14 protein-coding genes and 1 pseudogene are annotated in these 18109 nt (G+C 71.2%); 2 read left to right on the plus strand and 13 right to left on the minus strand.

Features of this window, described 5'->3' with window-relative positions:
• Positions 1 to 289 precede the first annotated feature (289 nt).
• The 10 genes from poxB to VQ03_RS12455 form a co-directional block, all read right to left on the minus strand.
• Positions 290 to 2023 carry a ubiquinone-dependent pyruvate dehydrogenase gene (poxB, locus tag VQ03_RS12410; RefSeq protein WP_048451180.1) on the minus strand — a complete coding sequence of 578 codons (1734 nt, stop codon included), beginning with the start codon at positions 2021 to 2023 and terminating at the stop codon, positions 290 to 292.
• A 613-nt stretch (positions 2024 to 2636) separates the two neighbouring features.
• The gene (locus tag VQ03_RS12415; RefSeq protein WP_048451181.1) at positions 2637 to 2912 is read right to left on the minus strand and encodes a hypothetical protein; all 276 of its coding nucleotides are present in this window, start codon (positions 2910 to 2912) and stop codon (positions 2637 to 2639) included.
• A gap of 15 nt (positions 2913 to 2927) precedes the next feature.
• Positions 2928 to 3182, minus strand: a complete 255-nt coding sequence (locus tag VQ03_RS12420) for a hypothetical protein (RefSeq protein WP_048451182.1) — start codon at positions 3180 to 3182, stop codon at positions 2928 to 2930.
• 255 nt (positions 3183 to 3437) lie between these two features.
• Positions 3438 to 4478, minus strand: coding sequence for a helix-turn-helix domain-containing protein (locus tag VQ03_RS12425; protein ID WP_048451183.1), 1041 nt, complete (start codon positions 4476 to 4478; stop codon positions 3438 to 3440).
• A 125-nt stretch (positions 4479 to 4603) separates the two neighbouring features.
• Positions 4604 to 7870, minus strand: coding sequence for an ATP-binding protein (locus VQ03_RS12430; RefSeq protein ID WP_048451184.1), 3267 nt, complete (start codon positions 7868 to 7870; stop codon positions 4604 to 4606).
• Positions 7867 to 8526 (minus strand): hypothetical protein, encoded by a 660-nt coding sequence (locus VQ03_RS12435; RefSeq protein WP_048451185.1) that lies wholly within the window; start codon positions 8524 to 8526, stop codon positions 7867 to 7869. The genes VQ03_RS12430 and VQ03_RS12435 overlap by 4 nt, the downstream gene beginning before the upstream one ends.
• Complete coding sequence (locus VQ03_RS12440) at positions 8523 to 9524, minus strand: endonuclease domain-containing protein (RefSeq protein ID WP_048451186.1); 1002 nt, start codon at positions 9522 to 9524, stop codon at positions 8523 to 8525. The genes VQ03_RS12435 and VQ03_RS12440 overlap by 4 nt, the downstream gene beginning before the upstream one ends.
• Before the next feature lie 231 nt (positions 9525 to 9755).
• Positions 9756 to 11096, minus strand: coding sequence for an LLM class flavin-dependent oxidoreductase (locus VQ03_RS12445; RefSeq protein ID WP_048451187.1), 1341 nt, complete (start codon positions 11094 to 11096; stop codon positions 9756 to 9758).
• A 62-nt stretch (positions 11097 to 11158) separates the two neighbouring features.
• The gene (gene metB, locus VQ03_RS12450) at positions 11159 to 12325 is read right to left on the minus strand and encodes a cystathionine gamma-synthase (RefSeq protein ID WP_048451188.1); all 1167 of its coding nucleotides are present in this window, start codon (positions 12323 to 12325) and stop codon (positions 11159 to 11161) included.
• A 95-nt stretch (positions 12326 to 12420) separates the two neighbouring features.
• On the minus strand, positions 12421 to 13242 hold the full coding sequence (locus VQ03_RS12455) for an NADPH-dependent oxidoreductase (protein ID WP_048451189.1): 822 nt from the start codon (positions 13240 to 13242) through the stop codon (positions 12421 to 12423).
• A gap of 138 nt (positions 13243 to 13380) precedes the next feature.
• Here VQ03_RS12455 and VQ03_RS12460 point away from each other — a divergent pair, with 138 nt between their 5' ends.
• Positions 13381 to 14712, plus strand: coding sequence for an LLM class flavin-dependent oxidoreductase (locus tag VQ03_RS12460; RefSeq protein WP_048451190.1), 1332 nt, complete (start codon positions 13381 to 13383; stop codon positions 14710 to 14712).
• Positions 14713 to 14778: 66 nt separating this feature from the next.
• Here VQ03_RS12460 and VQ03_RS12465 read toward each other — a convergent pair whose 3' ends face one another.
• Genes VQ03_RS12465 through VQ03_RS12475 form a run of 3 tightly spaced genes read right to left on the minus strand, consistent with a single transcriptional unit; the run spans position 14779 to position 17903 of the window.
• Positions 14779 to 15741: a type II secretion system F family protein gene (locus VQ03_RS12465; RefSeq protein ID WP_048451191.1), complete on the minus strand. Its 963-nt coding sequence runs from the start codon at positions 15739 to 15741 to the stop codon at positions 14779 to 14781.
• A gap of 13 nt (positions 15742 to 15754) precedes the next feature.
• On the minus strand, positions 15755 to 16723 hold the full coding sequence (locus tag VQ03_RS12470; protein ID WP_048451192.1) for a type II secretion system F family protein: 969 nt from the start codon (positions 16721 to 16723) through the stop codon (positions 15755 to 15757).
• Positions 16724 to 16757: 34 nt separating this feature from the next.
• Positions 16758 to 17903 carry a TadA family conjugal transfer-associated ATPase gene (locus VQ03_RS12475; protein WP_245292060.1) on the minus strand — a complete coding sequence of 382 codons (1146 nt, stop codon included), beginning with the start codon at positions 17901 to 17903 and terminating at the stop codon, positions 16758 to 16760.
• On the opposite strand from VQ03_RS12475, the pseudogene VQ03_RS31870 reads away from it, so the two are divergent.
• A pseudogene (locus VQ03_RS31870) lies at positions 17863 to 18109 on the plus strand (hypothetical protein); the annotation flags it as partial. The gene VQ03_RS12475 and the pseudogene VQ03_RS31870 overlap by 41 nt on opposite strands.

Raw genomic sequence — 18109 nt, forward strand, 5'->3', positions numbered from 1 at the left:
CTCCCGTGCGACCGGCGCGTGATGCGGCGTCCCCTCGCTGTGAAAGGACCGGCGCGGCGGCACCGGCCGAACAAACGGGGCATCGCCCCTCGTCGCGGATACGACGGAACTCGTCCGGCCCAACCTGCCATCGCGGCGATCCGGCCCTGCACTCGCCCCGACGCGACCTCAGCGTATTGCCGAGGTTCCGGGCGACCGCCGTCATCGATCGCCGCCCGGTCTCCGGCCTCCTCGTGTGGATGAGGGACGGCGCGCAGGCGCCGCCCCGGTCACGCGAGGCAGGGGCGCATCACCGGATCAGGTTCGACTTGGCCAGATCGACGATCTCGTCGCCGCGGCCGTTCATCACCGCCCGCATCACGTAGAGGCTGAAGCCCTTCACCTGCTCGGCCCGGATCCGAGGCGGCATCGCGAGTTCCTGGCGGTTGGTCACCACGTCGAGGAGGGCCGGGCCGTCATGGGCCAGCATCTCGGCGATGGCCCCCTCCAGCTCGCCCGGATCCTCGACCCGGCGCCCGTGCAGGCCGGCGGCGCGGGCGATGGCGGAGAAGTCCGGGTTCTGGAGCGCGACGCCGGTATCGAGGTAGCCGGCGGCCTTCATCTCCAGCTCGACGAAGCCGAGGGTGCCGTTGTTGAACACCACGACCTTCACCGGCAGCTTCTCCTGCACCAGGGTGAGGAGGTCGCCCATCAGCATGGTGAAGCCGCCATCGCCGGCGAGCGCGATCACCTGTCGTCCTGCTTGCGCGGCCTGGATCCCGATCGCGTGGGCCATGGCGTTCGCCATCGAGCCGTGCGCCCAGGAGCCGATCAGCCGCCGGCCCGGGGACATTGTCAGGTAGCGCGCCGCCCAGATGGTGGGCGTACCGACATCCGCCGTGAACACCGCGTCCGGGCTCGCCGCCTCGCTCACCAGCCGGGTCAGGTATTGCGGGTGGATCGGCAGGCGGCCGGGCTTGCCCGTCGCGAGGTCGTCGAGCCCCTCGCGGGCCTTCGCGTAATGCTTCAGGCAGCGTTCGAGGTGGCTGGAATCCCGGCGCGCCTTGAGCCGCGGCCGCAGGGCCGCGATGGTCGCCCCGACATCGCCGACGAGGCCGAGATCGAGCCGGCAGCGGCGGCCGAGATTCTCCGGCCGGATGTCGATCTGCGCGATCTTCGCTGTCTCGGGATAGAACTGGCGGTAGGGAAAGTCGGTGCCGAGCAGCAGCAGCGCATCGCAGGCCTCCATGGCGGCGTAGCCGGAGGAGAAGCCGATCAGCCCGGTCATGCCGACATCGTAGGGGTTGTCGCTCTCGACATGCTCCTTGCCGCCGAGCGCGTGCACCACCGGCGCCTTGAGGGCCTCGGCGAGGCCGATCACCGCCTCCCGCGCCCCGGCGCAGCCGCGGCCGCAGAACAGCGTCACCTTCTCGGCGCCGTCGAGCAGGGCCGCGAGCGCATCGAGCTCGGTATCCTGCGGCACGACCACCGGAGGCTTGGGCGCCAGCGTCGCGGGCGCGGCGAGAGCCCGCTCCGGCGCCTCCTTCAGGGCGACGTCGCCGGGGATCACCACCACCGAGACGCCGCCCTTGCCCAAAGCGGTGCGGATCGCGATCTCGAGGACGTAGGGCAGCTGCGCCGGATCGGAGACCAGCTCGCAATAGTGGCTGCACTCCCGGAACAGCTCCTCCGGATGGGTGGCCTGGAAGTAGTTGGTGCCGATCTCGGCCGAGGGGATGTGGGCGGCGATGGCCAGCACCGGCGTGCGCGAGCGGTGGGCGTCGTAGAGGCCGTTGATGAGGTGGAGATGGCCCGGGCCGCAGGACCCGGCGCAGACCGCGAGCCCGCCCGTCGCTTGCGACTCGGCGGAGGCCGCGAAGGCCGCCACCTCCTCGTGGCGCACATGCACCCAGCGGATCCTGGCCCGAGCCCGAATCGCCTCGGTCAGGCCGTTGAGGCTGTCGCCGACGACGCCGTAGACGCGTTCGACGCCGGCATGTTCCAGGGTCTCGATGCAGAGATCGGCAACGTTGCGGCCCGTCATGATAGGCTCCTGCGCGCTGCGCCGCAGCGGCTTGGCCGCCGCGAGCGAGGAAACGATGTCTCTTCGAGGCGTTCCATCCGGAGCCTGGATCTAGGGCGCGTTCGACCGAAGGGGATGCGGGGCGCGGTTGCCTCTACGGAATGCCCGGTTTGCATCGGACGGTGCCGGAGGCCGGATGGCGACGGGAGCAGGCATGTGCTCGCGCAGGTCCTGCCCACCCGACCATGGCATGATGCCAACAGCCTGAGATGCTGACGCATCGCTTCGATCTCGGGCAGGCCCGAGATCGACGGGGCCGTTGACCCGTCTCGGATTTTCGACACCAAGCCCAGGGGGCCGGGACCTTGGGCTTGGCGATAACTCGCGAACGAGACCCAAGGTCGTTGTCTTTCGACCGTTGGTACGACCAGCAAGACAGGAGGCTGAAAAGAAAAAAGGCCGCCCTTGCGAGCGGCCCGAAGTCTAGGGAGGAAACGCCCAAGAGGGCTGACAAGTCCGCGACGCCATCGCGTCCTTGCGTATGTCATGTATCCCATCAAATTTCGCACTGCACAATCCAGACTTTCGTGCAAGGTGCCATGCGCGCGACGCATGAAGCTCGGCCTTGAAGCGGTCAGACGGGCCCGATCTCGAACTCCATCCCGCGCCCGGGTCCCTGGTCGGCATAGTCGACGAGGGTGTAGCCGCGCTCCGACAGGGCCGCCTCCAGATCGTCGCGGTGCCGCCGGAACATCTGCCCGATCGCCAGCGGCGTCAGGCGCGGGCTCGCCCGCCGGAGCGCGTCGACGCCGACCTGAAGTGGCGCGCCCTCCCGGTCCGCGATCCGGATCAGGATCGAGGCCAGCTCCGCCGCCTTGGTCTCGGCCGCCGATTTCGGCTTGAAGGCCATCTGCATTCTCCTCGTTCAACCGCCACTGACCTGCTCGGCGAAGTCCTCCGGGATCTCGCCGAAGGTTCCCAGGATCGTCACGCTCTCGAGCTCGCCGGTCTCGTCATCCGCCACGATGCGCAGGGCCGCCGCGCCCGGCATGCGCCCGGCGATCGCCGCGGCGCGCTTGAGCGCCCCGCTCTCCGTCGGCGCCACGTCGCGCGCGCCCGGCCGCAACCGCTTCCGGTGCACCTCGAACGTCTGCACCATGAAGGTCGTCCGCATCGCCATCCCGCACTCCCGCTCCGCATCGGCCCGAAGCTCGGCCCTGGCCGGACGTCGCCGGCCCACCTGTTCTTTCTTCGTTCTAGAGCAACGCCCGATCGCGTTGCAATCGGACGCCGCTCTAGTGGTTTGATTTTGCCGCATTTTCTGCGACGAACCGGTATCCGTTTCGTCGGACAATCTCCTAGCAGGCCGGCCGGCGCGGCTCCACCGCCCCGTCGTCGCGGCCATCGCCTCGGACCTCGGCCTCGAATTTCGGCTTCAGAACTTGGCCACCGCCAGGGTGCCGTCATCCATCGCGATGAAGCGGATGCCGGCCTGGCGCAGGGCGATCACGGCCTTGTGGCGCGAGCGGGCGCCCTGGGCCTCGGCGTTCTCCTCGAGGCGGCGCACCGTCGAGAGCGACAGGCCGCCGGCTTCCGCGAGCGTCGCCATCGACCAGTCGAGGAGCCCGCGCGCTGCGCGCAGGTGGTGGCCCCGCACGGCCTGTTCGAGCGCGCGCCGCAGGCCGGGATCGTCGCGGGAATCGGTGTCCCGCACCGGAGCACCGGAATCGTGGATCGGATACTTCATGCCGGTCCAGCCGCGGTACTCGCCCGCCTCGCTCCAGACGGGGACGCCGACGAGGCGGAACCGCCACACCTCGCCGGTGGCGAGGCGCTCGAACGGTGTCCCCTGGAAGCGCATGTGGCGGTCATGCATCTCCCAGCCCCGGTTGCGATAGGCCTCGCGCTCCTCCGGCACGAGCATGAGGAACGGATCGACCTGGATCTCCTCCAGGGACACTCCGTGCGCCTCTGCCACCTCGATGGGGAAATGGTGGACGAGGTCCGGGCCGAGGAAATAGGTCGTCGAATAGGTCGCCCGGTAGAGTGCCTGGCGCCGGCGCCGATCGGCGGCCTGCATCTGCTTCAGCCGCTCATGGTCGGTGACGTCGAGGGCGACCCCGCCGATCGAGAGCGGCCGTCCGTCCGGTGAGACGCGGAGCTCGGAAACGACCGACAAGGTGCACATCTCCCCGCTCGGCCGGATCACCCGGACGACCGCGCTCGGCGCGACACGGCCTTGCAGGATCTCGCTCGGGCTCGCCAGGCGCGCCCGGTCCTCCGGATGCACGAGGTCGTGGAAGAGATCGTAGCTGGCGACGGAGAGGTGCGGCTTCAGTCCGAGAAGCCTGAAGAAGCCCGACGACCAGCGCTGCTCACCCGAAGTGAAAGACCAATGCCAACCGCCTGCAAGGCCATATTCCTCGATTGTACGCTGAAAGATGTCGGAACAGGACTTGAGATCAGCAGCGTCCATGCACGAGTCGATCGAGGGAAACACTTTCCCGAATTCTACGGCATACCCCGCCCCAGTCTCAAGTCGAAGGCCGCGACGTTACGGTTAAGTGACTCGGCCCGGTGCTGGCAAGGCTCACGCCAGGCTCATTCCCTCGATGCCTCCTTCGCCCGGGCGGCGGAAAGCCGAGCCTGGGCGATCACCTGCTCGGGCGTCGGCGGGTTCGCCGGATGATGGCTGAGGCAGAGCGGCGTGCGCAGCTTGGCCGGCCGGCCCGACCCCTCCGTGGCGAAGTAGAACTCGCCCGCGCCGAGCCGGCCGATATCGGGCGCCGTCCCGCCGCTCGCCGCCATGATCTCCTGGGCGGCCGCGATCGTGGCCGGCGCGCTCTGGCGGCCGAAGAACTGCGTCGTGCAGTTCGACACGACCTGGTTGTGGATGCCCCTCGGCACCTGCGTCGCCACGATCATCCCGAGGCCGTACTTGCGCCCCTGTGCCACCAGCTTGATGCCGCTGCCGAGGCTCGGCGGCGTGCGCCCCGAGGGCAGGAACGTCTGCGCCTCGTCGACCACGTAGAGGAGTCCCCGGGGCGACGGGTTCTTCTTGATCCAGCCGAACAGCGCCATCTGCAGCCGGTTGACGAAATCCTCCCGCGCCGCCTCCGAGGCGAGCCCCGACAGGTTGACGACCGAGATCCGGGTGCGATCGCGGCCGGCCCCGTAGAACAGGCGGGCCGGATCGAGCACCGCGCCCTCGATCCTCAGGAGCGGATTGGTGGCGACGGCGGCGAGCAGCTGGTTCGCCATGTCGGCGGCGAGGTTCGTGGCCCTGCCGATCTGGCTGGTGCCGTCCGGCAGGTCGGCGAGCAGGTCGGTGAAGGCGCCGAGGGTGCCGCCACCGCGGCCGGCAAACGCCCGCAGGGCATCGGCGAGGACGCCGCGCTGGAGGGTCCTGGTGGCGCCGGCGAGCGGCCCGAGGGTCTCGGCCGCCATCTCGATCGCCTGGGCGCGCTCGTCGCGGTCGTCGCTCGCCGCGAGGTCGGGCATCACCGAGAGGAAGAGCGGGTTGCCGGCATGGATGCCCGGCGTCCACACCACCACCTCGACCCGCTCGGCGTAAAGCCCGGCCTTGCGGTCGTCCTCCGGCGTGAACCTGTCGGGCCGCTCGGGCCAGGCCTCGCCGAGGCGCGACAGGTCGTTGTTGGGATCGACCACGATCGCCGGGAGGCCGGCGAGCGCCGCCTCCTCGACCAGGCGCCGCAGCAGCACGGTCTTGCCCGAGCCGGAACCGGCGATGATCGCGGTGTGGCGCGGCAGCAGCCGCAGCGGCAGGGCTACGGGCGGCGCGTCGGGGGTGAGGCGGTGTCCGACCGGGATGGCGTCGGGGATGGGGGCCGGCTCGGCCTCGACGCGCAGGACCGGCTCGGGCTCGGCATGGGCCGGCGTCGCCGCCGGCTCGGGCTCGGCATGGGCCGGCGTCGCCGCCGGCTCGGGCTCGGCATGGGCCGGCGGCGACGCCGGCTCAGGGCCGGAGGCCGGCGGATCGATGTCCCGGAGGGGTTGGCGGGGCGGCAGCGGCGGCAGGGGATCGCGCCCACGCCGACCCCGTGCCGGCTGCACCGCCGTCCCGTCGCCCGGCAGGCCGATCTTGCGGAAGAACGCGGTCCCGCGCACCGGCAGCGTCTCCCGGATCCAGCTCTCGAACGTGTCGAACTCGCCGTCCCGCAGCGCCTGGTCGCGCAAGGTGCGCAGGGCCACGAAGGTCCGCAGGTCGTCGTCGGACGGGTCGATCAGCTTTCCGCCCGCGGCCATGAACCGGTCGACGAGGGTGCTGGTCTTGGTGCCGGCTGGCACCGGGCCGCGGCGCACCACCAGCAATTCGCGGCCCGGGATCTTCGACGAGATGCCCGAGGCGGTGAGCGCGGCACGCAGCCGGGCCTGGAACGCGATCGGGTGCTGCTGGAGGAGCGCGCGATAGCAGACGTGGCGCTCGCGGTCGTTCTCGTCGCGGTGGAGGAAGGTCAGCCGTCCGTGCAGCGGCGGCAGGCGCTGCTCGGGCTCGCCCTTGCTCACCACGTCGACCTCGTCGTGCGGGTCGTCCTCCAGGGCGTAGAGGTCGAAGGCGGCGCGCAGGAGTTCGCCGAGGCCGGTCTCCTCGTCGTCGAGGATGCCGGAGATGTCGGCCTTGCGGCGGGCGTCTTCGAGGTCGAAGGGACCGGCACCGCCCTTCTTCCCGCTGCCATCGTTCGGTTCGACGAGATCGTCGCAGACCGTGACGATCCCGCCCGCCAGGCAGTCGCGGCGGAAGGCATCGCAGCGCATCAGCAGCGTGCGCGGCCGCATCGCGAAGCGAGCCGCCGCGGCGATCGCCGCCTCGCTGAACGGCCAGGTCGGGGAGGGCGGCGCGAAGCCCGCCTCGGCATAGGCCGGCGCCAGGCGGCCGCGGATGAGCGCGGCCGCGGCGGCCGGCTTGTTCATGCCCGTCAGCAGCACCGGCGGCTCGAACCGGTCCATGGCGGATTTCAGCCCGCGCTCCTCCAGCCGCCGCCACGAATCCGTCAGGCAGGTGATCAGCGTCATGCCGCGGCCGCCGCCGTCATGCAGCTCCATCAGGCCGGCGGCCAGCATCTCGGCCAGGCCGGGGCCGGCGTCGAAATCCTCGTCGAGCGTCAGGCGGCTCGCATCGACCACGCCGTCGATCTGGTCGAGGGCGACGAGGGTCGGGCCGCTCAAGCCCATGATCCAGGCCATGCCGCGCACCAACTCGATGGGCGCGGGCGGCGGGGTCGTGAAGCCGAGGCCGGCCCGGGCCGCCGGGTCGGCGTCGTAGCCCTGCAGCCAGGCATGGGCGAGGCCGACCGCCGCGAGATCCTGCGAGCGCAGCAGGCAGAGCGCGCGAAAGACGTCCTGATGCTTGAGCGCCCGCGCGGTATCGACGTGCATCAGCGCCCGGACCAGGAGATCGACGATCCGGCGGGTGTCGATATTGGGCGTGTTGAAGGCCTGCTCGACCTGCTCCTCGACATTGAAGCGGCGGGCGACGCCGGCCAGCACCGCATCCGACTGGCGCCGGCCATCCGGCATCGGCTGCATCAGGGCGGTGAGGTAGCTGAGCGCCGCGCTGCGCCAGAAATCGGTGAGCCCGAGCACGTCGAGGAGCACGAACCAGCCGCCCGACGCCCAGACCTCGCGCCGGATCTCGCCGACGAGATGGGTCTTGCCGATGCCCGGCTCGCCGACGAGCACCCGGCCGCGCGGGCGGCTGCCCGGCTTCTGCGCGTGGAGTGCCTCGACGATTCCCGGGATTAGGGCCTCGTTCGGCGCGCCGGTCGGCTCGGCCTCGAGCCAGACGCTGTCGAGGGTGCGCACCCAGTCGAAATTGACGCGGCGCAGGGCGTCGAGGGCGTCGCTCATGCGTGGATCCAGATCTCGTGGAAGGGCTCGCCGGCAGGAGCGAAGGCGGCGTCGCGCTCGGCGGCGTCGAGGGCCTTCGGGTCGCTGATCCGGGTGAGCCGGATGCTCGGATCGCCGCCCAGGATCGCCGCCAGCCCGGCATCGACGGCGACGCGGTCGAGGTCGGCGAGCGCCGCCCGCAGGACGCTGAGGCGCACCGGCGCGGCCTTCCGGCCGCCGGTGCAGGCGAGATAGGCCTCTTCGATCCGGGCGCGGACCCGGCCCGGATCGGGCGGGGCAGCGGTCTTCTTTGCAGCGGTCTTGGGCTTCCGGGCCTTCGGCTCCGGCGGCACACGCTCGGGCGCAGGGCCGACGAACTCGGCGAGCGTCGCGCCGGTCTTCTCGAGGTGGTGATGGAGCCGCGTGAGCCAGTCCTGGAGCACCCGGGCGTTCGGGGGCAGGGGATCGCACAGGTGCCGGCCGGCCCAGTTCCAGCCCTTGTCGGTCACGGTCAGCCGCGAGGAGCGGCCTTCCTTCTCGACCGTCAGCAGCCCGGCCTTCTGCAAGGCGTCGCGCTCGGCCTTCTTCGGCACGATCTCGCTGTTCAGGGCGGTGCCCTGCCGGCCGAGCAGGCGCCAGAGGATCAGCGCCTGAAGCGGCGTCGGCGTCTCGCTCATCGGGTCGTGTCTCCAGCGGAGGGGAGGCTTGCGGAGGAGAGGGGGCGGCGCAGCCGGACCACGGCGCGGATCTTCTCGATCGCACGCTGCAGGTCGGCGGTGACCTGATCGTTGGTGAGGCGCAGCACGAGGTAGCCGGCCACCAGCAACTCGTAGTCGCGGTGTCGGTCCTGGGCGAATTTCGGGCTGGCCTGATGCTCCGGCCCGTCGATCTCGACCACGATGCGGTGCGCGCGGCAGACCAGATCGACCCGAGGCTGCTGGCCGTGGCCGGCCACCCGCACGATCTCGTTGCCGGTGAACAGGCCGGCGAGCTCCGGATCCGCCGCCAGGGCCGCCTCGACCCGCCGCTCCGCCTCGCTGGCAGGGTGGGCCCGCGAGCGCGCGGAGATGAAGCGCTCCGCGGCCGGCCGTGACGCGCGGCCGATCGTGCAGGCGCCGTAGAGGATGCGGTCGTAGGGCGGGAGGTCGGGCGGTGCGGCCGGCAGGGCGAGGATGCAGGATGCACCGTGGCCGGCGCACCATTCCAGCGCCTCGATCACCGGGGCGGCCCGCGCCGGCGAGACCGGATCGACCTCCGCCACCAGGATCACGCTGTCCGGCTCGACCACCCGCAGCAACTGCGCGCATTCGAGCGCCCGCGCCACCCGCCGGAACCGGGGCGGCCGCCCGGATGCGGCCAAGGTCGCGGCTGCCTTGAGCCACGGCCCCGAGACCGCCGGTGCCGATCCCTCCGGCCAGTCCGGCCAGCGGGCAAGCGCCAGCTCGGCGAGGTCGTCGAGCAGGCGGTCGACGAGGGCGGTGCTGCTGCGCGGATCCTCGGCGGCGACGAGGAGCGCCCCGCGGCCGATCTCCGCCGCCGCCAGTGCCTCGCCGATTCCGTCGCGCGTCAGGCCGATGACGGCGAGCCGCTCACCGCCCGCCAGGCCGGCGACGCGGCCCGCGAGATCGGTCGGCGTCAGGCACGGCCGCGCTGTGCTCTCTCCGGACCTGGGCAAGACGAGACCGCGTCCCCGGGATTGGCCGACGACGCCTCGCGCGTTCCACGGCTGTTGGCCCGGGATATCCAGCACAGGTTGCTGGACTTTGCCAGGGGGTTGTGAGGCCGGGAGCGCCGGAAGGCTGTTTTTCGTCTCGCCGGGCGGACCGCTCGATCCGAGGGCCCAACGCCGTCGGCCCTCCCCCTACGGAACTCGGGCAAGCCCGAGCGCCGTGGGAGGGGGGAGGGTTCAGCGCTGGGCTGCACGGCCCGGCCCGTAGCCGGCGGGCGGACGCGAGCCGAGATGCGAGCGAAGGGTGCGCCCCTCGTACTCGCTGCGGAACAGGCCGCGCCGGCGCAGCTCCGGCAGGACCAGCGCGATGAAGTCGTCGAGCCCGCCCGGCAGGGTCGGCGGCATGATGTTGAACCCGTCCGCGCCCCCGGCCCGGAACCGCGCCTCCATCTCGTCCACGATCTGCGCCGGGGTGCCGACGATCTGCGAGTGGCCCCGCGCCCCGGCGATCCGCAGGTAGAGCTGGCGCAGGCTCAGGCCCTCGCGGCGGGCGAGGTCAAACATCAGCTGCTGGCGCGACTTGAGTCCCTCGGTCTCGGGCAGTTCCGGCACCGGGCCGTCGGGGTCGAAGCCCGAGAGGTCGTGGCCGACCATGCGGCTGAGCAGCGCGAGCCCCACCACGGGATCGATCAGTGCCTGCAATTCCTCGAACTTGTCCCGCGCCTCCGACTCGGTGCGGCCGACCACCGGAAAAAGCCCCGGCATGATCTTGAGGTCGTCGGGGGAGCGGCCGAACCGGGCCATGCGCCCCTTCAGGTCGCGGGAGAACGCCACGGCCTCGTCGAGGGTCTGGTTGGCCGTGAACACGATCTCGGCGGTGCGCGCCGCCAGGTCCTTGCCGGGGCCGGAGGAGCCGGCCTGGACCAGCACCGGCTGGCCCTGCGGCGTGCGCGGGATGTTGAGGGGCCCGCGGACCTCGAAATGCTTGCCCTTGTGGTCGAGGGGCCGGAAGCCGTCGGGCTTCGAGAACTGGCCCGAGGCCTTGTCGATCACGACGGCGTCGTCGTCCCAGGTGTTCCAGAGACCCAGGACCACGTCGACGAATTCCTCCGCCCGCTCGTAGCGGTCGGCGTGGCGCGCGATCGTGTCGTTGCCGAAATTGGCCGCCTCCAGGTCGGTGGCGGACGTGACGAGGTTCCAGCCGGCCCGGCCGCCGCTGAGGTGGTCGAGGGAGGCGAAGCGCCGGGCGACGTTGTAGGGCTCGTTGAAGCTCGTCGAGGTGGTGGCGACGAGGCCGATGCGGCGCGTGACGGCGGCGAGGGCCGAGAGCAGGGTGACGGGCTCGAAATGGCCTGAGCGCGCGGTGCGCTCGCTCGATCGGAGGTCGGCGTCGCGGATGCCGGTGCCGTCCTCCAGGAAGATCAGGTCGAACTTGGCGGCCTCGGCGCGTTGCGCCCAGCCGACATAGCGCTCCAGCACCAGCCCGCCATCGGCCTCGCTCGACGGGTGGCGCCAGCCGGCGACGTGGTGGCCGGTGGCGTAGAAGAAGGCGCCGAGGCGCATCGTGTCCTGGGTCATCGCTCGCTCGAGGGTTCGGGACGGGTCGCGTCAGATCTAGCGCCGGCTGCGCGATCCGCCCGTCACCCGGCCGCGACCGCGTCGAGCGCCCGCGCGAGATCGGCCAGGAGATCCTCCTCCGCCTCCAGCCCGACCGAGAGCCGCACCAGCCCGTCGCCGACGCCCGCCCGCTCCCGCGCCTCCGGGTCCATGGCGGCATGGGTCATGGTCACCGGGTGCGCGATCAGGCTCTCGATCCCGCCGAGGGATTCGGCCAGGCTGAAGACCTGGAGCGCCCCGACGAGCCGGCGCACCGCCTCGCGCCCGCCGGCGATCTCGGCGCTCAGCATCGCGCCGAAGCCGCTCTGCTGCGCCTTGGCGACGGCGTGGCCGGGATGCGAGGAAAGGCCCGGATAATAGACGCGGGCCACCGCAGGATGCGCGTCGAGGAAGGCGGCCACCGCGGCGGCATTGCGGCTCTGGCGCTCGATGCGGGGAAACAGCGTGCGCACGCCGCGCAAGGTGAGGTAGGCATCGAAGGGCGAGCCGGTGACCCCGACGGTGTTGGCCCAGGCGGCGAGCTCGTCGCCCAGGGCGGCGTCGGCGGCCACGACCGCGCCGCCGATCACGTCGGAATGGCCGTTGATGAACTTGGTGGTCGAGTGGACGACGAGGTCGGCCCCGAGCGCCAGCGGCCGCTGCAGGGCCGGGGACAGGAAGGTGTTGTCGACCACGAAGAGGGCGCCCGCCGCCTTCGCCAGCGCCGCGACGCGGCGCACATCCGTGATGCGCATCAGCGGGTTGCTCGGCGTCTCGGTGAGGACGACCCGGGCCCCCTCGGCGAGGGCGGCCGCGAGCGCGGCCTCGTCGGTCTGGTCGACGAAGGCGACGCGGTAATGGCCCCGTGCGGCGCGCATCGAGAGCAGCCGGTGGGTGCCGCCGTAACAATCGTGCGGCGCCACCAGGAGGTCGCCGGGCCGCAAGGGGGAGAGGGCGAGGTCGAGGGCCGCCATGCCGCTCGACACGACCACGGCGCGGGCCCCGCCCTCCAGCTTCGCCAGCGTGTCGGCGAGCTGGTCGCGGGTCGGGTTGCCGAGGCGGGCGTAATCGTAGGCCCGCGCCTTCTCGAACTCGGCGAAGGTGTAGGTCGTCGAGAGATAGAGCGGCGGGGTCACCGCGCCGAAGGCCGTGTCCGTCCCGATCCCGTTCGCCGCGGCGATCGTCTCCGCCCGCCTGTTCTCGTCCGCCACGCTCGCTCTCCCGGTCTCGTGATGCGCCCGTCTGTTCTTTATGAAGAACGAAACGGGCGATCAACAGGAGAATGTTCGATGTGGCGAATGATCCGCTACTTCAGCCCGAATCCGCGGCGCTCCAGGATGGCGCGCAGCCGGTCGCGGCCGCTCAGCGAGCCGGGAACGCGCACCCGCTCCAGGGCGGCTCCGCTCCAGCCGACCTCCGGCATGCGCTGCCCGGCCTGGAACGCGGTCATCGCCGCGTCGTAGGCGGCGATCGGGCCTTGCGCGAGGGACGGGTCGTAGCGGCCACGGTGCAGCACCACGTCCTGGGGGAGGCGCGGCTTCACGGCGGCGGGCCGCTGCGGATCGGGCCAGCCGACGCAGTGGCCGAACACCGCCAGCACGTTCGGCGGCAGGCCGAGCAGCTCGGCCACCGCCTCCGGGTCGTTGCGCAGGGCCCCGATATAGACCGAGCCGAGGCCGAGCGATTCGAGCGCCACCGTGGCGTTCTGGGCGGCGAGCGCCGCATCGACCACGCCGACCATCAGCATCTCGAGATAGGCGAGCCCGTCGGTCGGCTGGGCCCGGTCGCGGCCGATCGCGCCGAGGCGCGACAGGTCGGCGAGCCAGACCAGCACCAGGGGAGCCTCGACGACGTGGCGCTGCCCGCGCGCCACCTCCGACAGGCGCCGCTTGGCGGCCTCGTCCTCGACGGCGACGACGCTCCAGGTCTGGAGGTTCGACGAGCTCGGGGCCGATTGCGCCGCGGCGACGAGCGCTTCGAGGGCTCCGGCGGGGAGGGGATCGGGCCGGAACGCCCGCACCGTGCGGTGAGCGAGGAGTCCCGCGATCACCTCGTTCCAGGCGATGTCGAGCGGCGCCTCAGCGCCGTAGCGCGCCCTCAGGGCCTCCTCGCGTCCGGTCCCGCTCATCCGATCCCCGTCTCCCGCCGCCCGTCTTGGGGCGGAGTCCATCTGGGGGCGGAGTAGTACACGAAATTCATTGACTAACCAGGGCGGCCATCCCAGATCGAGGCCGCCAGGCCCGAAGGGCCCGCACAGGAGGCCGACATGGCGCGACCCCGCAGGCTTCATCTCGGCGCCTTCATGCGCCCGGTCGGCATCCACACCGCCTGGTGGCGCCACCCGGGCGGCCTGCCGGACGCCAACTTCAACTTCGGCCACCTCGCCCGCTTCGCGAAAGAGCTGGAAGCCGCGAAGTTCGACGCCTTCTTCATGGCCGACCACCTCGCGGTGCTGAACATGCCGGTCGAGGCGCTCAAGCGATCGGCCACCGTGACCTCGTTCGATCCCGCGACGCTGCTGCCGGCGCTCGCCGTGGTGACCGAGCGGATCGGGCTCATCGCCACCGCCTCCACCACCTACGACCAGCCGTTCCACGTCGCCCGGCGCTTCGCCTCCCTCGACCACCTCAGCGGGGGCCGCGCCGGCTGGAACGTCGTGACGACCTCGAATCCCGACGCGGCGCGGAATTTCGGGCTCGAGCACCATCCCGAGCACGGCGACCGCTACGACCGGGCGCACGAATTCGTCGAGGTGGTGAAGGGCCTGTGGGATTCCTTCGCCGACGACGCCTTCCTGCGCGATGTCGAGAGCGGGATCTTCTTCGATCCCGACAAGATGCACGTTCTGGATCACCAGGGCCCCCACCTCTCGGTACGGGGGCCGCTCAACGTCGCCCGGCCGGTCCAGGGCTGGCCGGTGATCGTGCAGGCGGGCGCCTCGGAGGCCGGGCGCCAGCTCGCCGCCGAGACCGCCGAGGTGATCTTCGGCGCGGCCGGCAGCATCGAGGACGGGCGGCTTTTCGCCGAGGACGTGCGCGGCCGCATGGACGCCGTCGGGCGCGACCCCGGCCACCTCAAGATCCTGCCGGCCTGCTTCGTGGTGGTGGGCGACACCGTGGAGGAGGCGCGCGAGAAGCGCGCCCGGCTTGACGGCCTCGTCCACGAGGCGAGCGCCGTCGCGGCCCTGTCGATCGCGCTCGGCGTCGACGCCGCCGCCTTCGACCCCGACGGGCCGCTGCCGGAGATCCCGGAATCCAACCAGTCGAAGACCGGGCGCGAGCGGGCGATCGCGCTGGCGCGGCGCGAAGGCCTGACAGTCCGGCAGCTGGCCCAGCGCCTCGGCGGCTATGCCGGCCTCGCCATGGTCGGCACGCCCGCCACCATCGCCGACGAGATGCAGGCCTGGCTCGAGGCCGGCGCCAGCGACGGCTTCAACATCATGGTCTCGGACGTGCCGCAGGGGCTCGAGGACTTCACGCGCAAGGTGGTGCCGGAGCTGCAGCGCCGCGGCCTCTTCCGCACCGAGTACGAGGGCACCACCCTGCGCGACCATCTCGGCCTGCCCCGGCCGGAGAACCGGTTCTTCCCCCGTGCGTGAGACCGCTTCGCCGTCGAATGCCGTCGCGTCGGCGGCGAAGCGCGCCGGTCCAAGAGGGGAGACGCGCTACTTGCCGCTGAACACCTGCACCATGGCGGGGGTGAGGATCACCACGAACAGCACCGGCAGGAAGAACAGGATCATCGGCACGGTCAGCTTCGGCGGCAGGGCGGCGGCCTTCTTCTCGGCCTCGTTCATGCGCTGGTCGCGGCTCTCCTGGGACAGGACCCGCAGGGCCTGGCCGACCGGGGTGCCGTAGCGCTCGGCCTGGATCAGGGCCGTGGTGATGTTCTTCACCGATTCGAGGCCGGTGCGGTTGGCGAGGTTCTCGTAGGCGATGCGCCGGTCGGAGAGGTAGGACAGCTCGGCGGTGGTCAGCGCCATCTCCTCGGCCAGCGGCATGCATTGCTTGGCGATCTCGACGCCGACGCGTCGGAACGCCGCCTCGATCGCCATGCCGGACTCGACGCAGATCAGCAGCAGGTCGAGGGCATCCGGCCAGTTGCGCTGGATCAGCGCCTGCCGCTTCGAGGTCTGGTTGCGCAGGAAGAGCTCCGGCGCCTTGATGCCGAGATAGAGCGCCAGCACCACGATGCCGAGGCGCACCAGCACCGGCTGGTCCAGCACCTGCAGCACGAACAGGTAGAACACCGCCAGGACGAAGAACACGATCGGCGTCACCAGGCGGAAGAACAGGAAGGCGATCTCGGCCTGCGGGCCGCGATAGCCCGCCATCGTCAGGCTGTTCTTGGCGTTCTCGGTGCCGAGCCAGTTGTCGAGGCGCAGGCGGTCGACCACCTGCTTCATGTAGGCCTTGGGCTCCTGGCGCAGGGTCGCCTTCTGGTTCAGCCGCTCGCGCTCGCGCAGGCGGATGCGGTCGCGCTCCTTGCCCACGCCCTTCAGGCGCTGGGCGAGCCGGTCGGGCTCGACGAACGGCTGGGCCAGGGTGAAGACCGTGGCTCCGGCGGCCGTCGCGGCGAGCAGGGCGGCGAGGAAGTAGGGGTCGGTCAGCTGGGACAGGATCTGCACGCGCCGCCTCCGGTCAGATGTCGAAGCGGATCATCCGGCTCATCACGAACACGCCGATGATCATCCACAGGGCGGAACCGCCGAGCGCGAGCTGGCCGATCGTGGTGGTCCAGAGCAGCGAGATGTAGTCGGGGCTGGTGAGATAGGCGAGGAGGGCCACGACGAAGGGCAGGGAGGCGATGATCGCCGCCGAGGCCTTGGCCTCCATGCTCATCGCCTTCACCTTGTCGGCCATCTTGCGCCGGTCGCGCAGCACCCGCGAGAGATTGCCCAGCGCCTCCGAGAGGTTGCCGCCGGATTTCTCCTGGATGCCGATCACGATGGCGAAGAAGTTCGCCTCCGGAACCGGCATGCGCTCGTACAGGCGGGCGACCGCGTCCGCGAGGGAGATGCCGAGGGCCTGGGCCTCGATCACCGCCCGGAACTCGCTCTTGACCGGTTCCTGGGCCTCGCGGGCGATGATGCGCAGGCAGTCGCCGACCGGAAGCCCCGAGCGGATGCCGCGCACGATCACGTCCATCGCGTTGGGCAGTTCGAGAATGAAGCGGTTCATCCGGCGGTTGCGCAGATAGGACAGCAGCCAGCGCGGCAGGCCGAGGCCGGCCGCGAAGGCGAGGCCGAGCGCCAGGAGCGCGTCGCCCCCGGCCAGGAATCCGAACAGGCCGGCGAGGAGGCCGCCGGCCGCGCTGAAGGCGTAGAACCGACCCTTCGAGATGGCGAGGCCGGCCTGGGTCAGCCGCATCTCCAGGTTGATGCGGGCCTTCGTTTCCTTGTCCTCGATCTCCTTGAGGCTCTTGGCCACCTGCTCGCGGCGGCTGATCGACTGCACCCGCTCGGCGGCCTGTCGCTGGCCGATCAGGGCCTGATGGCGCTTGGCGGCCCGGGCCTCGCCCGGCAGCAGCGGCACGACGACCGCGGACGTGAGCGCCACCGCGCTCACCGCGAGCAGGCCTGCCGCGATCAAGGCCTGGATATCGATCACCGGCGCCTCCCGGCGGCCCCGATCGGGTCCGGCCTCATGCCGCCGCCTCCGGGCCGGCCTCGGCGGCGTCGAGGGCGGCGGCGAGCGCGCGGTCCTCGCCGTAGTAGCGGGCCCGCTCCCAGAAGCGCGGCCGGCCGATGCCGGTCGAGCGGTGGCGGCCGATGATCTTGCCGTTCGCGTCCTCGCCGACGATGTCGTAGAGGAACAGGTCCTGGGTGATGATGACGTCGCCCTCCATCCCCAGCACCTCGGTGATGTGGGTGATGCGCCGGGAGCCGTCGCGCAGGCGGGCGGCCTGGACCACGACGTCGATCGAGCCGGCGATCATCTCGCGCAGGGTCCGGGACGGCAAGTTGTAGCCGCCCATCGAGATCATCGACTCGATGCGCGACAGGCATTCGCGCGGCGAGTTGGCGTGCAGCGTCCCCATCGAGCCGTCATGGCCGGTATTCATCGCCTGGAGGAGGTCGAAGGCCTCCGGGCCGCGCACCTCGCCGACGATGATGCGCTCGGGCCGCATGCGCAGGCAGTTCTTGATCAGGTCGCGCATCGTGACCTGGCCCTGGCCCTCGAGGTTCGGCGGCCGGGTCTCGAGGCGCACCACGTGCGGCTGCTGCAGCTGCAGCTCGGCCGCGTCCTCGCAGGTGATGATGCGCTCGTCGTCGTCGATGTAGCGGGTGAGGCAGTTGAGCAACGTGGTCTTGCCCGAGCCGGTGCCTCCCGAGACCACGACGTTGCAGCGCACGCGCCCGATGATCTGCAGGATCTTGGCGCCCTCCGGCGAGATCGAGCCGAATCGCACGAGCTGGTCGAGGGTGAGCTTGTCCTTCTTGAACTTGCGGATGGTGAGCGCCGGGCCGTCGATGGCGAGCGGCGGCGCGATCACGTTGACGCGCGAGCCGTCCGGAAGGCGCGCGTCGCAGATCGGCGAGGCCTCGTCGACCCGGCGGCCGACCTGGCTGACGATCCGCTGGCAGATGTTCATCAATTGCTGGTTGTCGCGGAAGCGCACGCCCGTGATCTGGATCTTCCCGCCGACCTCGATGTAGGTCCGGTTGGCGCCGTTCACCATCACGTCGGCGATGTCGTCGCGGGCGAGCAGCGGCTCGAGCGGGCCGTAGCCGAGCACGTCGTTGCAGATGTCGTCGAGCAGCTCCTCCTGCTCGGCGATCGACCTCACCCAGCTCGCGCGTCTCGAGCCGGAGGCGGCGCGGGAGGAGATCCGCGACATCGTCATCGAGATCATCGGCCTCAAGAACGTCGTGATGTCGATCGCCGAGCAGGAGGAGCTGCTCGACGACATCTGCAACGACGTGCTCGGCTACGGCCCGCTCGAGCCGCTGCTCGCCCGCGACGACATCGCCGACGTGATGGTGAACGGCGCCA

The sequence above is a fragment of the Methylobacterium tarhaniae genome, assembly GCF_001043955.1.
GTDB classification, from domain to species: Bacteria; Pseudomonadota; Alphaproteobacteria; order Rhizobiales; family Beijerinckiaceae; genus Methylobacterium; species Methylobacterium tarhaniae.

What these genes read in the sequence shown, in the direction of transcription:
- VQ03_RS12460 (WP_048451190.1), top strand. Translation starts at nt 13,381, where the DNA reads ATGGCGCGACCCCGCAGGCTTCATCTCGGCGCCTTCATGCGCCCGGTC.
- VQ03_RS12430 (WP_048451184.1), bottom strand. Translation starts at nt 7,870, where the DNA reads ATGAGCGACGCCCTCGACGCCCTGCGCCGCGTCAATTTCGACTGGGTG.
- VQ03_RS12415 (WP_048451181.1), bottom strand. Translation starts at nt 2,912, where the DNA reads ATGGCCTTCAAGCCGAAATCGGCGGCCGAGACCAAGGCGGCGGAGCTG.
- VQ03_RS12455 (WP_048451189.1), bottom strand. Translation starts at nt 13,242, where the DNA reads ATGAGCGGGACCGGACGCGAGGAGGCCCTGAGGGCGCGCTACGGCGCT.
- VQ03_RS12445 (WP_048451187.1), bottom strand. Translation starts at nt 11,096, where the DNA reads ATGACCCAGGACACGATGCGCCTCGGCGCCTTCTTCTACGCCACCGGC.
- poxB (WP_048451180.1), bottom strand. Translation starts at nt 2,023, where the DNA reads ATGACGGGCCGCAACGTTGCCGATCTCTGCATCGAGACCCTGGAACAT.
- VQ03_RS12420 (WP_048451182.1), bottom strand. Translation starts at nt 3,182, where the DNA reads ATGGCGATGCGGACGACCTTCATGGTGCAGACGTTCGAGGTGCACCGG.
- VQ03_RS12425 (WP_048451183.1), bottom strand. Translation starts at nt 4,478, where the DNA reads ATGGACGCTGCTGATCTCAAGTCCTGTTCCGACATCTTTCAGCGTACA.
- VQ03_RS12435 (WP_048451185.1), bottom strand. Translation starts at nt 8,526, where the DNA reads ATGAGCGAGACGCCGACGCCGCTTCAGGCGCTGATCCTCTGGCGCCTG.